Raw genomic sequence first — 14,919 nt, 5'->3', positions numbered from 1 at the left:
CCTCAGGAGGACGACAGGCGGTCGCAGACCTGGGCGGTGAGTTCCAGGGAGCGACGCCGGGGGCCGTGATCGAAGGTCGTGGTGGTCAGGATCAGTTCGTCGACCTGCGTGGCCTCGAGGAAGCGGCGCATCTCCCGCTCGACGGTGTCGGGCGCCCCGATCGCGGAGCAGGCCATGGTCTGTTCGACGATCGCCCGTTCGGCGCGGTCGAGCTGTTCGCGGTAGTGCGGGATCGGGGGCTGGATCGGTTCCGGCCGGCCGCGCCGCAGGCTGATGAAGGCCTGCTCCATGGAACTGGCCAGTGTCTGGGCGTCGGGATCGGTGTCGGCCGCATAGACGTTGTAGCCGGCCATCACCCAGGGCGCATCCAGGTCCGGGGAGGGCCGGAACTCGCGGCGGTAGGTGGCGATCGCGTCGTGCAGCTGACCCGGCGCGAAGTGCGAGGCAAAGGTGTAGGGCAGTCCCAGGTGGGCCGCGAGCTGAGCCCCGAACAGGCTGGATCCGAGGATCCAGATTGGAACGCGCGAACCGGCGCCCGGTATCGCGCGAATGGCCTGGTCTGGCGCGGGGTCGGCCAGGTAACCCTGCAGTTCCACGACATCCCGCGGGAACTGGTCGGGATCGCTCTCCGCGCTGCGGCGCAGGGCGCGGGCCGTGGCCGGGTCCGTGCCCGGCGCCCGCCCGAGCCCAAGGTCGATCCGACCCGGAAAGAGGGCATTCAGTGTCCCGAACTGCTCGGCCACGATCAGCGGCGCATGGTTGGGCAGCATGATGCCGCCTGCACCCACGCGGATGCGCGCAGTGGCGGCCGCGACCTGGCCGATCACCACAGCAGTCGCCGCACCGGCGATCCCCGGCATGTTGTGGTGCTCGGCGAGCCAGTATCGCGTGAATCCCAGTTCGTCCGCCCGCCGGGCCAGGTCGAGGGTGTTGTGCAGGGCCTGCCCTGCGTCTGACCTCGTGGTGATCGGTGCGAGATCGAGTATGGAGAAGTCCGTCATCGGGGCATTGTAGGACAGGGTGTGTTGTGCCGATTGTCGGGTGACGGGGTGACGGGGAATCGAGGCACCGTGCGGGCAGAGTGGGTCTATATTCCGGGGTAGGGACGGAAAGAGGGCCGCAGCATGGGCATCGCGAGAACCCTGAGTGACTATCTGGCGGCACAGGGTGTCGCTTATGAACTGGTTCGGCACCCGTATTCCAGCAGTGCCACCCGAACGGCAGAGGCCGCGCACGTGCCCGGTGATCGGCTGGCGAAGGCCGTGCTGGTGGAGGATGCCGGCCATTACATGCTGGCGATCCTCCCGTCGTCGCGGCGCCTGCACTTCGGGCAGCTCCACCACCTGATTGGCGAACACGTCGGGCTGGCCACCGAAAGGGAGGTGGCGGAACTCTTCCCGGATTGTGCACTGGGCGCGATCCCGGCGCTGGCCGAGCCCTACGGCCTGGAGGCGATGCTGGACGAACATGCCCCCACCGAGGGGGATGTATATCTCGAGGGTGGCGATCACGAGACCCTGGTGAAGCTGCCGGCCCTTGCCTGGCGGGACCTCCTGGGTGCCGCCCGGCACGGGTTATTCAGTCGGCATTTGTAGCCGCTGTCGGTTGCACCATCGGCGTGTGCGGTGAATGCTGCGCCGATGGATATCGCGATTCGTTTGCAGGGGCTGGTGCGCGGTTATAACGGCACCCGCGCGGTCGATGGTGTTGATCTGGAAGTCCCGAGCGGGAGCATCCTCGGTCTTCTGGGGCCGAATGGTGCCGGCAAGACCACCATCGTGCGCATGCTGTCCACCCTGATCAGTCCGGATGCGGGAACAGCCGAGGTGGGCGGCTTCGATGTCGTCCGCGATGCGGCGCACGTGCGCGAGATCATCGGGCTGACCGGGCAGTACGCCTCGGTCGACGAGAAGTTGACTGGACGCGAGAACCTTTTGCTCATCGCGCGGCTGCTGGGTCTGGGTCGTCGCGATGCGCGCCGGCGCGCGGACGAGTTGCTGGGGCAGTTTGACCTTTGCGGTGCGGCAAACCGTCCGGCACAGACCTATTCCGGCGGCATGCGGCGCCGACTGGATCTGGCGGCCAGCCTGGTCGGGAACCCCGCCATCCTCTTTCTCGACGAGCCGACCACGGGGCTGGACCCGCGGGCGCGCCGCGACCTGTGGCGCCTGGTGGCGGAACTGCGGGAGCAAGGCACCACCGTGCTGCTGACGACCCAGTATCTGGACGAAGCGGACGCCCTGGCGGATCGGATCGTGGTGCTGGACCGTGGGCGGATCATTGCCGAGGGGACCTCGGCGGAATTGAAGGAACGTGTGGGTGGCCGCTCGCTGTTCGTGGTGGTGGCCGACTCGGCCCGGCTCGATGATGCGGCCGAGCAGATCACACGTATCGTCGGGGAGGGCCCGCAGGCGCGGGACAACACCCTGAGTGTCGCCGTGACGAGCAGTAGCGTTGTGCCGAAGGTGCTGCGGGCCCTGGATCAGGCGGGGATCGAGGTGGTCGAACTCGGTCTGCGCACTGCGAGCCTGGACGATGTCTTTCTGGCGCTGACCGGGCATGCGGCCGAGGTCACGTCCGAGACGACAGAGGAGGGCGCATGAACGCACTGGACCAGACGCTGGCGCTGGCCTGGCGCAGTCTCGTGCAGGTACGTCGCAATCCCTGGGAGCTGGGGGATTATTCCATCCAGCCGATCCTGTTTCTGGTGCTGTTCCTGTACGTGTTTGGCGGGGCAGTGGCCGGCTCGACCGAAGCCTATCTGCCGTTCGTGCTGCCGGGCGTGATCGCGATGAACATGCTGTTTGTCACCGTGTATGTCGGGCACGGCCTGAATACGGATCTCACACGCGGGGTGTTCGACCGTTTTCGGGCCCTGCCCATTCCGCGCTGGGCGCCGCTGGCCGGGCGCATCCTGGCCGATCTTTTGAAGCAGGCGCTTTGTATCGCGCTGTTACTGATCGTGGGGGTGTTGCTGGGGTTCCGGGTCGAGACCTCGGTCTGGGAGGTGCTGGCGATGGTCGCGCTGGTACTGGTCTTCGCCTCGGCCGCATCGTGGATCATGGTCCTGGTGGGTGTTCTGTCCCGCGACCCGGAACATGTACAGCTGTTCGGTTTCACGGCGTTGTTCCCGGTGACGTTCGTCTCCACCGCCTTTGTACCGCTGGATACCATGCCCACCGTGCTGCAGCCCTTCGTGCAGGCCAACCCCGTCTCGTTGCTCGCGGACGCCTCGCGCGCCCTGTTGAGCGGAGGCGACGCGCTGGAGCCCGCTTTGTGGACCCTTGTCTGGGCTGCAGCGATCGCGGTGATCTTTGCACCACTGTCGGTCTGGGCCCTGAATCGGCGTCTGGCCCGGGGATAGGGGCTCGGGTAAAGCGCTAACCCGGAATCACATGCGCAGGTCCACGCGTTCGGAGCCTGGCGCGTCGATGCCGCGGTGCAGCAGCAGCGTGCCGCTCGCGTTCAGGAGCTCGGTGGTGAGCTGGCGAAAGCTCACCACGGTCTCGGTCAGGCGGAGACGGCTCTCGAGCAGGTCGCGCTGGGCCTGCGCCACGGCCAGTGCTGTGCCGGCTCCGACGCGGAATCGGGTCTGCTCGACTCGCAGGAGCTCCTCCTGCAGCTCAATGGTCTCTTCCTGCGCGCGGATCTGCTCGCGCACGCGGGCGGCGTCGAACCAGACCGATCGCACGTCTTCGATCGCAAGCTGTTCCAGGTTGGCCAGGGTCTCGGCGATCTGCTGCCGGGTAAGGCGGGCGCGGGTGTGTTCGGCTTCCGCCGCACGGTTGCCGATCGGCATCTCGAAGCGCAGCCCTGCGGCGAGGTCGTAGCCGTCGCCCTGGGTGTCGCGGAAGGTACGCCCGAAGCTGTCCGCATAGCCCGATTGCCCCAGCGTGACGAAGAAGTCCAGCCGGGGGAGCAGTCCGTTGCGGGTGCGGATGACCTCCAGCTCGTCGCGCTGAACCCGCAGGCGGGTCTCGTTCAAGTCCGCGCGGTGATCGCGCGCCAGTGCCACATAGGTATCGAGCGGCTCGATCTCGTAACGGTCCAGCGCCGGTTCGGAGCTGGTCAGCAGCCGCGTGTCCCACAGGCCCCCGTCGCCCTGGAGCAGGCGCGCCAGGGTGTCCTGGGCGCGGGCGCGCTCGCTGCGGGCATCGATCAGCCCCTGGCGACGCAGGGCGACCTCGGCGCGTGCGGATACGGCCTCGGTCTCCGGCCGATCACCGGCATCGATGCGGCGTTGTGTCTCGTCCAGTTGCTGGCTGGCGACCGCCAGGGCCTCCTCGAAGATTTCGATCTGCTCGCCGGCGAGCACCAGGTCCCAGTAGGCGGTCTCGACGTCGGTGATCAGCTGCTCGACGAAAGCGCGCACCTCGTATTCCGTGGCCTCGACGTCCAGCCCGGCCTGCTGCAGGCGCACGAGATTGGACTCGATTCGGCCCCCGCGCAGAAGGGCCTGGGTCAGCGTCAGGCCGGCGCGGGAGGAGAACTGGGTCTGGTCGACCCGCGAACTGCTGGCGCGCTGGCTGCGCACGGACAGGCTCAGGTCGGTACCCGTCGGGAGCGACTGACGAACGCCCGCCTCGCCGAAGCGCTGGGTCGAGGTAACCTCGTCGGTGTCTTCTTCGGCTTCCTCCAGCAGGCGCACGCTCTGGTCCCGGCTGACCTCGACCTCGGCGAACAGCTCGGGGTCGAATACAGCGCGCTCCTGTGCCTCGAAGGTACCCGCGATCGCGGTTTGCAGGCGTTCGGCGCGCAGGCCACGGTTGCCTTCCAGTGCCCGCGCCACGGCTTCTTCCAGCGAGAGTGTCTCCTCACCGACCGGTTCGCGGGCGAACGGATCGATCGCCATCAGCTGCTCGGCCGGCAATGAAAGGCGCAACCCGTTGCCGGTCGGCTCGTCTTCCTCTGCCGTGGCGGGAATGGCCAGGGCGAGCGAAGCCAGCAGTGGCAGGGCGACTCGGTACGGGCTAGGCATCTTCGGTTCCGGCTCGGTAGACGGGCTGCGGGCGCTCGCCGCGACGGTGGAACAGCAGGTAGAGCGTCGGGATCAGCACCAGGGTGATCAGGGTAGACGACAGCAGCCCGCCGATCACTACCCGCGCCATTGGCGCCTGGGCCTCGCCACCGTCGCCCATGCCGATGGCCAGGGGCGAGAGGGCCAGTATCGTGGTCAGCGTGGTCATCAGGATGGGTCGCAGACGCTCGCCGGCGGCGGCCACGACGGCCTCGTGCAGGTCCATGCCGTCGTCGCGGTGTCGCCGGGCCATGCGATCCACCAGCAGAATCGCATTGTTCACCACAATCCCGACCAGCAGCAGGACGCCGATCAGCGACTGCACGTTGAGCGTGGTGTCGGTGACGATCAGCGCGCCGGTGACCCCGATGATCGCGAGCGGGATGGAGAACATCACGATCAGGGGATCGCGCAGGGATTCGTACAGGCTGGCCATGACCATGTACACCAGCAAGGTAGCCAGCATCGTACCCAGCAGCAGCTCCGAGAAGGCGGCTTCCTGTTCTTCGATGTCGCCCGTGACGGAGTAGTCGATCTCCTCGGGCAGCGGGATGTCGGCCAGGGCCTCGCGGACCGAGGCCGCCACTTCACCCAGCGAGCGGTCGCCCAGATTGATGAACAGCGTCCGTACGCGGGCCTGTTCACGTCGTTCGATGCTGTCGGGCCCGATCTCGGTGTCGAAGGAAATCAGGCTGCGCAAGGCGACGCGTTCGCCGTCCTCGCTGCGCACGGTCAGGTTGAGCAGGTCGTCCAGCGAGCTCTGGTCGGCGTCGCGCAGCTGCACCCAGATGCGGGTCTCGTCGCCTCCCGCGCGCAACTGCCCGGCGCTGGAGCCGCCCAGCGCGGTCTCCAGCGTCTGGGCAATAGTACGCACATCCACGCCGAGGTCGGCGGCGCGGTCGCGATGGATACGGGTGGCGAATTCGGGCTGGCCGCCATCGGTCCCCACCCGCGTATCCGTAATACCGGGGACATCGGCCAGCGCCTCCTCGAACCGTTCGAGCACCGCATTCATGGTCGACAGCTCGAAGCCGCGCACCTCGACCGACAGGCGTTCCTCGTCATCGCCACGCCCGAATCCGCGGAAGAAGATGCCACTGGATGCGCGGACACGGATCTCCGTTCCCGGCGGGGTGCCCAGGGCCTCGCGCAGGGCAGCGGCAATCTCCTCGGAAGAACGGCTGCGACTGTCGCGCGAACCGACCATTACGCGCATGTTGCCGGACGCGGGCGACGACGCTCGGAAGGCAGAGGCGCCAGAGCTGGACACCAGGTTCTGCAGCTCCGGCACCTCGTCGCGAATTACCTCTTCCAGGCTGGCCATGGTGGAATACAGCTCGTCGAGTGGTGTCCCCGGTTCCATGGAGACATGCACGCGCAATTCACCCTCGTCGGTGGCGGGCAGAAACTCGGTGCCGACGCCGCGCAGCCCGGCCAGTGCGATGACCATCAGCAAGGCACTGATCCCGATCACCATCCAGGGATGCGCCAGGGTGCCGCGCAGAAGGCCCTGATAGCGCTGTTCCATGCGGGCGAGGGCGCTGGTGTCGCGCTTCGGCATCGGGGCACGCGCCATCAGCATCGGCACCACGGTGAGGGCCACGATCAGCGAGGCGGCCAGCGCGAAGGCGACTACGGCGGCAAGTGGTTTGAACAGCTGCCCGGCCAGTTCCTGGGCGAAGAACAACGGCAGGAAGATGGCGACGGTGGTCAGCGTACTGGCGATGATCGCGGGCGCCACGCGCCCGGTACCACTGACGGCCGCCTCGATCGCGCTTTGCTCCGCGTGTTCCTCCCGCCTTCGGGCGATGCTCTCGATCACCACGATCGCGTTGTCGACCATCAGGCCCACACCCAATGCGATCCCGCCCATGGTCATCAGGTTGAGCGAGTGTCCACCAAAGTAGACCAGCCCGAAGGTTGAGATGACCGCCAGAGGAATCGCGGTGGCCGCCACCAGCGTGTAACGGATATTGCGCAGGAAGACGAGCAGCACCAGAACGGCCAGTGCGCTCCCGTAGAGGATGGACTGCCCGACATTGGTAATGGAGCTGCGGATGAATCCCGCCTCGTCCGTGACGGCGCGGATGTCGATCTGCGGGAAGTCGCGGTTGAGACGGACCAGTTCGGCGTGGACCGCTGCGGAGACCTCCACTGTATTGGCGTCCGCCAGTTTGCGCACGGCCAGCTGGACGCCTTCTTCCTGGTTGACTCGGAAACGACGGGTGACGCGCTGGTGGGTATCGCGGACCTCGGCGACCTGATGCAGGTAGGTCACGCCGTCCTCGCTGCGCTGAACCACGGTATCGCGTATCTCGCCCACCGAGCGGAACTCGGCAGGTGTACGCAGCCGGTATTCACGGCGACCGTCCATGATCGGGCCACCCGGAGTGATCACGTTGGCATCGCGGATGCGGTTGCGCAGGTCGTCCAGCCCCAGGTCGATCGCCTGTATCCGGTCTGGATCGACCTCCACGCGGACCTCGCGTTCGAGCCCGCCAAACGTATCCACCGCGGCCACGCCGGGGATGCGCTCCAGGCGTGGCGCAATGCGGTTGTCAATCAGGGTGCGCAGGTGAATGGCATCGAGCTGCGAGCCGACGCCCAGGCGCATGATGGGCGAGTCCTGGGTGTCGAACTGGCGCACCAGGGGGCGATCCGCCCCATCCGGCAGCTGACCTTCAATACGCGCCAGCCGATCGCGCAGGTCATCAACGGCCTGTCGGATATCGGTGCCCCAGGCAAAGTTGACGCGCACATTGCTGTTGCCTTCGGCCGAAGTGGACCGGATCTCCTGGGCCCCGGTGATTGCGGCCGCTGCCTGTTCCACCGGACGGGTCACCAGTTGCTCGACCTCCTCGGCCCCGGCGTTGGGGTAGGAGGTCATCACCGTGACCACCGGATAGGTGATGTCGGGCAGTAGGTCGACCGGGAGGCGGGTCAGCGCGGTCAGGCCCAGGATCACCACGATCAGGGCCACCATGCTGGTCAGCACGGGGCGGTGGACGGTAAGTCGAGCCGGATTCACGGCTCTTCGGTCTCCGACAGGTCCGGGGCGAAGTCCGCGCCGGGCACACTGCGCGGGTCGGTCAGGCGCAGCGGGGTGCCATCGGCGAGCAGGTGTTGCCCCAGCACCACCACCTCGGTGCCCTCGGTCAACTCGGGTTCCAACAGCTCGATCCAGTTGCCGTCACGCACGCCGGTAACGGCCATGTGGCGGCGCGCCTCTGGCCGTTCGCCGCTACGGTCTACGCTGAACAGGGTGGGACCCGCCTCGCGCTGGATGATGGCGTCCCGCGGTATCGCCAGCGTGTCCGAGCGCTGGCCGAGAGTGATCGCGGTTTCGACAAACATCCCGGGCCGCAGGCGTTCATCGTCGTTCGGTACTTCGACCTCGATTCGTGCCTGGCGCGAACCCGGGCGAAACTCGGGGGAGATCCGTGTGATGGTGCCTTCGAATAACGTGTCGGGGTACGAGGAGGTGCGCACGGTCGCTTCCTGGCCGCGCGAGATCCGCGAATAGTCCGCTTCGGTGACTGCCAGAATCGCGCGGACCGGCTGCAGTGTGACGAGTGCCAGCGCGGGTTCGTTGGCGCTGATCACCGAGCCGGGGTCAACCAGGCGTTCGGCCACCCAGCGGGTGGTGCTGCCCGGGTCGGCGTCGATACGCGTGTAGCCTAGCTGGATTTCGCGGGTGCGCAGGGCAGAGCGGCGTTGTCGAATCTGGGACTCGGCAAGGGCCACGCGGGTCTGTGCCAGGGCGAGTTCGGTTTCGGCGGCCTCCAGCTCCGAGCGCGAGGCGATCCCCTGGTCGCGCAATTCGCGGGTGCGCCGCAGGTCGCGCTGGGCGGCGTTACGGCTGGCGACGGCCTCCGCCAGGCTGGCTTCGGCCACTTCCAGCTCGGCCTCGGCCTGCGTGACGTCCTGCTCGAATTCCTCGGTATCCAGTTGCAGCAGGGGGTCGCCCGGTTCGACTCGGTCGCCCAGGTTGACGAAGACTTCGGCCACACGGCCCCCGACGCGCGGCGTAATCACGATACGGTCGGCGCCCTCGATGCTGCCGGTGAATCGGCGGCGCTCCACCAGATCCTGTTGTTGCACGGTGGCCACCGCGACGGCCACGGGCCGTGTCTCGCCGCCACCCGCGCGCGAGGAAGAGGCCTGTTCGTCATCCGGGCCCCAAAAGAGCCAGGCGAGCACACCGCCCGCCAGGAGGAACAGGACCAGGGTGATCACGGTGGACAGCTTGGGCATGCACGCGGCTCGAAATGGGTGAACGGGATCACGTTATGCTGCGAGTGTGCCGCAAGCCGCTGAATCGCGCATGAACCTCGTTCATTTTGCTGATTTCGGTTCAAATACGCTGGGCCGGCGTCTACAAGCAAGGGTACGGGACGCGCGAGAGAGGAGGGTCGATGACCAATACAAGGGATGGGGTCGGACTGGTGGGCTGGGTGGCCCTGGTGTTCCTGGTGGCCTCCGCGGGCGGGTATGCCACCAGCCTGTCGGTGCAGGACTGGTACCAGACGCTGGAGCGACCCGAGCTGAATCCACCCGATGCCCTATTCGGCCCGGTCTGGACCGTCCTGTTTGCGCTGATGGCCGTGGCCGCCTGGCGGGTATGGCGTCGCACCGGCTTCGCGGGTGCACCGCTCGCGATGGGGCTGTTCCTCGCCCAGCTGGTGTTGAACCTGGGCTGGTCCGTGCTGTTCTTCGGCATGCAACGGCCCGATCTGGCACTGGTCGAGATCCTGATCCTCTGGCCCCTGATCCTCGCGACCCTGATCGTCTTCTGGCGCCACGACCGAATCGCGAGCGCGCTGCTGGTGCCGTACCTGCTGTGGGTAGGTTTTGCGATCTACCTGAACGCGGCTATCGTCGCTCTCAACTAGGGGCACTGCTCAGCCTGTAATGCGGTTGTCATGATCGGGAGGTATCCTGACGCGATTTTTCGCGGGAGGGCGTCATGGCCGTACGGGTCGGCATCAACGGGATGGGGCGGATCGGCCGCCTGGCGCTGCGTGCGGCTTGGGATCGCGATGACCACGAGATCGTGCACCTGAACGAGGTCGCGGCGGACGGCACGGTCACCGGGCACCTGCTGGAGTTCGATTCGGTGCACGGGCGCTGGGATCGCGGCATCCGGGCCGAGCCGGATGCGCTGCAGATCGACGGCCGCAGCCTGCGCCACACGCAGCTGGGCGAACCGGGGCAGGTGCCCTGGGCCGAGTCCGGTGTAGATATCGTGATCGATGCCAGCGGCGCCTTTCGCACCATGCAGACCCTGCAGCCGCACTTCGATCGCGGGGCCCGGCGTGTGGTCGTCGCGGCGCCGGTGAAGGACGAGCTTGCGCTGAACGTAGTGATGGGCGTCAACGATTCGGCCTACGATCCGGCCCGGCACCGCGTCGTCACCGCTGCCTCCTGCACCACCAACTGTCTGGCGCCCCTGGTCAAGGTGCTGCACCCGGCCCTGGAGATCCGCCACGGGTCGATCCTGACGGTGCATGACATGACCGCCACGCAGTCGGCCGTGGATCTGCCGCGCGACAATCTGCGCCGGGCCCGTGCGGCCGGGTTGAACCTGATCCCGACCACCACCGGCTCGGCGAAGGCGATTGGTGACATCTTCCCGGAACTGAACGGACGGCTGAACGGCCATGCCGTGCGCGTGCCGCTGATGAATGCCTCGCTGACGGACTTCACCTTCGAGGCGGCGCGCGAGACCTCCGCGGAGGAGGTGAACGAACTGCTGCGCTCGGCGGCCGCGGGCGAACTCGCCGGCATCCTGGGCTTTGAGGAACGCCCGCTGGTCTCCAGTGACTTCCGCACCGACCCGCGCTCGTCCATTGTCGATGCACAGTCGACGATGGTGGTGGATGGGACGCAGGTGAAGGTGCTGGCCTGGTACGACAACGAATGGGGCTATGCCAACCGGCTGGTCGAACTGGTCGCGCGCGTGGCCGAGCAGGGCGTGTAGGACGAATGGGCAGCCCGGCCGAAACGCCGAACGCACCGCCCACCCTGGGGCTGGGCGCCTACGCGCGCATCACCGCGAACTACTGGGCGTTTACCGTCACCGACGGCGCGATCCGCATGCTGGTCGTGCTGTTCTTCCACCAGCTGGGCTACAGCCCGCTGGAGATCGCGTTCCTGTTCCTGTTCTACGAGCTGTTCGGGGTGATCACCAACCTGACCGGCGGCTGGCTGGCCGCGCGGCTGGGGGTGAACACGACGATGATCACCGGGACCCTGCTGCAGGTCGCCGCACTGCTGATGCTCACGGTGCCCGAGGCCTGGCTGGGCGTGGCCTACGTGATGTTCGCGCAGGCGCTGTCGGGCATCGCCAAGGACCTGAACAAGATGAGTGCGAAGTCCGGGGTGAAGCTGGTCGCCGGCGACGGAGAGGGGCGGCTGTTTCGCTGGGTCGCGGTGCTCACCGGCTCGAAGAACGCGCTGAAGGGGGTGGGCTTCTTCGTTGGCGGCGCGCTGCTGTACTCGGTCGGGTTCCAGATGGCGCTGGTGATCCTGGCCGGGATGCTGGCGGTGGTGATGCTGTTCTCCATCGTCGGCCTGCCGCGCGGGCTGGGGAAGGTCGGGGGCAAGCCGAAATTCACCCAGATGTTCTCCAATTCTGCCGCGATCAATGTGCTCTCGGCCGCGCGATTCTTCCTGTTTGGCGCGCGCGATGTCTGGTTCGTGGTCGCCTTGCCGGTATTCCTCAGCGCGACGCTGGACTGGAACCACATGCAGGTGGGGGCGTTTCTGGCGCTGTGGGTGATCGGTTACGGGATCGTGCAGGCGTCGGTGCCGCGTCTGCTGGGTCGCGGCGGGCTGCACCCGACCGGGCTGACCGCGCGGCTCTGGGCCTTCATCCTGATGCTGCTGCCCATCGGCATCGTGATCGGCCTGGAGACGGGCCTGGACCCGGCCTGGGTACTGATGGTCGGGCTGGGCGTGTTCGGCGTGGTGTTTGCGATCAACTCCGCCGTGCACTCGTTCCTGATCCTCGACTATGCGGAGGCCGACCGGGTCGCGATGAAGGTCGGCTTCTACTACATGGCCAACGCCGGTGGGCGTCTGGTTGGCACCGTCGCCTCCGGCGCCATCTTCATGGTCTGGGGCCTGGAGGGCGCGCTGATCGCCTCCACCCTGTTCATCTTCGCCACCTGGATGATCTCCTCCCTGCTCCCCCGCGAGGCCGCACGCGCCTGAGACGGTGGTTCGACGGCAGTCATCAAATTACTGTAATTCCTCGATCACCGCCGCTAGGGTTCGCGAGCGGTAGCGGTCCGCGTGGCGCACCCAGCCGAGCTGGCGGGTGATGGGTGGGGCGGGCCATTCGAGGATGGCCAAGTCGTCGGTGGCCATGGTGCGGGGGAGGAAGCCGATCCCGAGGCCGGCGGCGATCATCATGCGGATGACCTCCAGGTACGGGCTCTCCTGAGCCGCGGCGGGGTGCTGGCCCTGTGCGGCCAGCGCGTGGTCGATCTGGCGGCGGGTGGTGGAGCCCACCGGCGGCAGGATCGCCGGCCAGTCATGAAGGCGCTGTAGAGTGTCCTGCGGGGCATCCTGGGCACGGCCGCGGGCGATCATCGGGACCAGGTCGTCGGTCCAGACGGGTTTAGCCTCCGAGCCCTTCGGCAGGTCGTCGGGCAGGGTGGCCAGGGCCAGATCGGCGTCACCGTGTATCACCGCCTCGATGCCGGCCTCGGAATCCATGAACGCGAGTTCCAGCTCCAGCTCGGGGTAGCGGGTGCGCAGAGCGGCCAGCGGCGTGGGCAGCCGGTGCAGGGCGATGTGGTGCGAGGTGGCCAGGCGGATGCGGCCACGAACGACCTGGTCGAGGTCGGCCACCTGCTGCTCGATCGCGTGCAGGCGGGCCAGGATCTCGCGGGCCTCGGGCAGCAGGCGCGCGGCGACCTCGGTGGGCCTCACGCGGCGTCCCTGGCGCTCGAACAGGGGGCGTTGCAACGTCGCCTCCAGCGACTGTATGCGCTTGCTGATCGCCGGCTGGGTCAGGTGCAGCCGCTCGGCTGCGGCGGAGAAGGCACCGGTGTCGACCACCGCCACGAAGGCCTGCAGGGACTCGATGCTTAGCTGTTCCGGACGCATCCGCCGCCTCCGTGGGATAATAACCGGCTGACTGATGCGGTGCCGGTTTGCCAATCCATAACCATATGGAATGATAAAGATAATAAATCGGATTTGAAAGAATAGAAGGGCGGCCGCAGACTCTGCTTAAACGGTTGTCCTGAAATGACGTCATTGCGAGGAGCGCAGCGACGAAGCAACCTCCATCCGGAACCACCCGATCCCGGTACTGGCGCTCTGCCAGCTTCAGGAGGTTGCCGCGTCGCCTTCGGCTCCTCGCAATGACGGTGCTAGTGGCGACGCTGTGCAAGGGCGGGCCGGTATGGCGCTGGTAGATCATCGGCGGTGGGGCGCAAGAACGATAGAACGCGGCGTGGCCGCGGGAGCGGGTAATGGCAGGCAAGACACTGTACGACAAGCTGTGGGAGGCGCATGTGGTGCGCGAGGAGCCGGATGGCTCGACGCTGCTCTACATCGACCGCCACCTGGTGCACGAGGTGACCAGCCCGCAGGCCTTCGAGGGTCTGCGTCTGGCCGGGCGCAAGCCCTGGCGCGGGGACTCCGTGCTGGCGGTGCCGGACCATAACGTGCCCACTGCCAATCGTGACCGCGGGATCGAGGATCCGGTCTCGCGTACCCAGGTGGAGACGCTGGAGACCAACGTCACGAGCCTGGGGCTGAAGTTCTTCCGGATGGCCGATGTGCGCCAGGGCATCGTGCATGTGATCGGTCCCGAACAGGGGGCGACCCTGCCGGGCATGACGGTCGTCTGCGGCGACTCGCATACCTCCACCCACGGCGCGCTGGGCGCGCTGGCCTTCGGCATCGGCACCTCCGAGGTCGAGCACGTGCTGGCCACGCAGTGCCTGTGGCAGAAGAAGACCAAGGCCATGCAGATCCGCGTGGAGGGCGAGCTGCGCCCGGGCGTGACCGCCAAGGATGTGGTGCTGGCGATCATCGGCCGTATCGGCACCGCGGGCGGTACCGGCTATGCGATCGAGTTCGCCGGCTCGGCGATCCGGAGCCTGTCGATTGAGGGGCGCATGAGCATCTGCAACATGTCCATCGAGGCCGGTGCCCGCGCGGGCATGGTCGCGGTGGACGAGAAGACCATCGAGTACGTGCGCGGCAAGCCCCAGGCGCCGAGCGGCGAGCTGTTTGAACAGGCGGCGGAGTACTGGCGCACGCTGGTCTCTGACCCCGATGCCGAGTTCGACGCGGTGGTGGAGATGGATGCCGCCGAGATTGCCCCGCAGGTGAGCTGGGGCACCTCGCCGGAGATGGTCGCGCCGATCAACGGTCGCGTGCCGGACCCGGCGGCCGAGTCCGATCCGGTGCGCGCCGAGGGCATGAAGCGTGCGCTGGAGTACATGGATCTGCGGCCGAACACGCCGATGACCGAGATTCGTCCGGACAAGGTCTTCATCGGCTCCTGCACGAACTCGCGGATCGAGGACCTGCGCGCCGCCGCCGAGGTGGTCAAGGGCCGCAAGAAGGCCGACAACATCAAGCTGGCGATGGTGGTGCCGGGCTCCGGGCTGGTGAAGCAGCAGGCGGAGCAGGAAGGGCTGGACCGGATCTTTCTGGATGCCGGCTTCGAGTGGCGCGAGCCGGGGTGTTCCATGTGCCTGGCGATGAACGCGGACCGGCTGGAGCCGGGCGAGCGCTGCGCCTCGACCTCGAACCGCAACTTCGAGGGCCGTCAGGGGCAGGGCGGGCGTACCCATCTGGTCAGCCCGGCGCTGGCCGCCGCGGCCGCCGTGGCCGGACACTTTGTCGAACCGTCGGCACTGAAGGAGGCGTAAGCG

At 67.3% G+C, this 14,919-nt stretch carries 12 protein-coding genes; 7 read left to right on the top strand and 5 right to left on the bottom strand.

What is annotated here, in order from left to right; all coding sequences use genetic code 11:
- Nucleotides 1-2 precede the first annotated feature (2 nt).
- Nucleotides 3-1,001, bottom strand: coding sequence for an LLM class flavin-dependent oxidoreductase (locus F791_RS0110620; RefSeq protein WP_019592562.1), 999 nt, complete (start codon nucleotides 999-1,001; stop codon nucleotides 3-5).
- A 123-nt stretch (nucleotides 1,002-1,124) separates the two neighbouring features.
- Here F791_RS0110620 and F791_RS0110615 point away from each other — a divergent pair, with 123 nt between their 5' ends.
- From F791_RS0110615 to F791_RS0110605, 3 genes are read left to right on the top strand one after another with little or no spacing between them, the layout of a single operon-like run.
- Complete coding sequence (locus F791_RS0110615; RefSeq protein WP_018139331.1) at nucleotides 1,125-1,595, top strand: aminoacyl-tRNA deacylase; 471 nt, start codon at nucleotides 1,125-1,127, stop codon at nucleotides 1,593-1,595.
- Nucleotides 1,596-1,640: 45 nt separating this feature from the next.
- Nucleotides 1,641-2,603 carry a daunorubicin resistance protein DrrA family ABC transporter ATP-binding protein gene (locus F791_RS0110610; protein WP_018139332.1) on the top strand — a complete coding sequence of 321 codons (963 nt, stop codon included), beginning with the start codon at nucleotides 1,641-1,643 and terminating at the stop codon, nucleotides 2,601-2,603.
- Nucleotides 2,600-3,364 (top strand): ABC transporter permease, encoded by a 765-nt coding sequence (locus F791_RS0110605; protein WP_019592561.1) that lies wholly within the window; start codon nucleotides 2,600-2,602, stop codon nucleotides 3,362-3,364. The genes F791_RS0110610 and F791_RS0110605 overlap by 4 nt, the downstream gene beginning before the upstream one ends.
- 27 nt (nucleotides 3,365-3,391) lie before the next feature.
- Here F791_RS0110605 and F791_RS0110600 read toward each other — a convergent pair whose 3' ends face one another.
- Genes F791_RS0110600 through F791_RS0110590 form a run of 3 tightly spaced genes read right to left on the bottom strand, consistent with a single transcriptional unit; the run spans nucleotide 3,392 to nucleotide 9,271 of the window.
- Nucleotides 3,392-4,978 carry a TolC family protein gene (locus F791_RS0110600; RefSeq protein ID WP_018139334.1) on the bottom strand — a complete coding sequence of 529 codons (1,587 nt, stop codon included), beginning with the start codon at nucleotides 4,976-4,978 and terminating at the stop codon, nucleotides 3,392-3,394.
- Nucleotides 4,971-8,045: an efflux RND transporter permease subunit gene (locus F791_RS0110595; RefSeq protein ID WP_019592560.1), complete on the bottom strand. Its 3,075-nt coding sequence runs from the start codon at nucleotides 8,043-8,045 to the stop codon at nucleotides 4,971-4,973. Before F791_RS0110595 ends, F791_RS0110600 begins: the two co-directional genes overlap by 8 nt.
- On the bottom strand, nucleotides 8,042-9,271 hold the full coding sequence (locus F791_RS0110590; protein ID WP_019592559.1) for an efflux RND transporter periplasmic adaptor subunit: 1,230 nt from the start codon (nucleotides 9,269-9,271) through the stop codon (nucleotides 8,042-8,044). Before F791_RS0110590 ends, F791_RS0110595 begins: the two co-directional genes overlap by 4 nt.
- Before the next feature lie 161 nt (nucleotides 9,272-9,432).
- Here F791_RS0110590 and F791_RS0110585 point away from each other — a divergent pair, with 161 nt between their 5' ends.
- The 3 genes from F791_RS0110585 to arsJ all read left to right on the top strand — a co-directional run bounded on the left by F791_RS0110585 (nucleotide 9,433) and on the right by arsJ (nucleotide 12,232).
- Nucleotides 9,433-9,909 carry a TspO/MBR family protein gene (locus F791_RS0110585; RefSeq protein WP_019592558.1) on the top strand — a complete coding sequence of 159 codons (477 nt, stop codon included), beginning with the start codon at nucleotides 9,433-9,435 and terminating at the stop codon, nucleotides 9,907-9,909.
- Between the two features lie 74 nt (nucleotides 9,910-9,983).
- Nucleotides 9,984-10,997, top strand: a complete 1,014-nt coding sequence (locus tag F791_RS0110580) for an ArsJ-associated glyceraldehyde-3-phosphate dehydrogenase (RefSeq protein ID WP_019592557.1) — start codon at nucleotides 9,984-9,986, stop codon at nucleotides 10,995-10,997.
- 5 nt (nucleotides 10,998-11,002) lie between these two features.
- On the top strand, nucleotides 11,003-12,232 hold the full coding sequence (arsJ, locus tag F791_RS0110575) for an organoarsenical effux MFS transporter ArsJ (RefSeq protein ID WP_019592556.1): 1,230 nt from the start codon (nucleotides 11,003-11,005) through the stop codon (nucleotides 12,230-12,232).
- A 27-nt stretch (nucleotides 12,233-12,259) separates the two neighbouring features.
- Here the strand turns inward: arsJ and F791_RS0110570 are convergent, their stop codons facing one another.
- The gene (locus tag F791_RS0110570) at nucleotides 12,260-13,132 is read right to left on the bottom strand and encodes a LysR family transcriptional regulator (RefSeq protein WP_019592555.1); all 873 of its coding nucleotides are present in this window, start codon (nucleotides 13,130-13,132) and stop codon (nucleotides 12,260-12,262) included.
- A 371-nt stretch (nucleotides 13,133-13,503) separates the two neighbouring features.
- On the opposite strand from F791_RS0110570, the gene leuC reads away from it, so the two are divergent.
- Nucleotides 13,504-14,916 (top strand): 3-isopropylmalate dehydratase large subunit, encoded by a 1,413-nt coding sequence (leuC, locus tag F791_RS0110565; protein WP_019592554.1) that lies wholly within the window; start codon nucleotides 13,504-13,506, stop codon nucleotides 14,914-14,916.
- Nucleotides 14,917-14,919: the final 3 nt, after the last annotated feature.

It is taken from the genome of Thioalkalivibrio sp. ALRh (genome assembly GCF_000381425.1).
GTDB lineage: Bacteria > Pseudomonadota > Gammaproteobacteria > Ectothiorhodospirales > Ectothiorhodospiraceae > Thioalkalivibrio.
The sequence above is the reverse complement of the archived record's forward strand: the minus strand, read 5'-3'. Positions and strand labels throughout refer to the sequence as shown.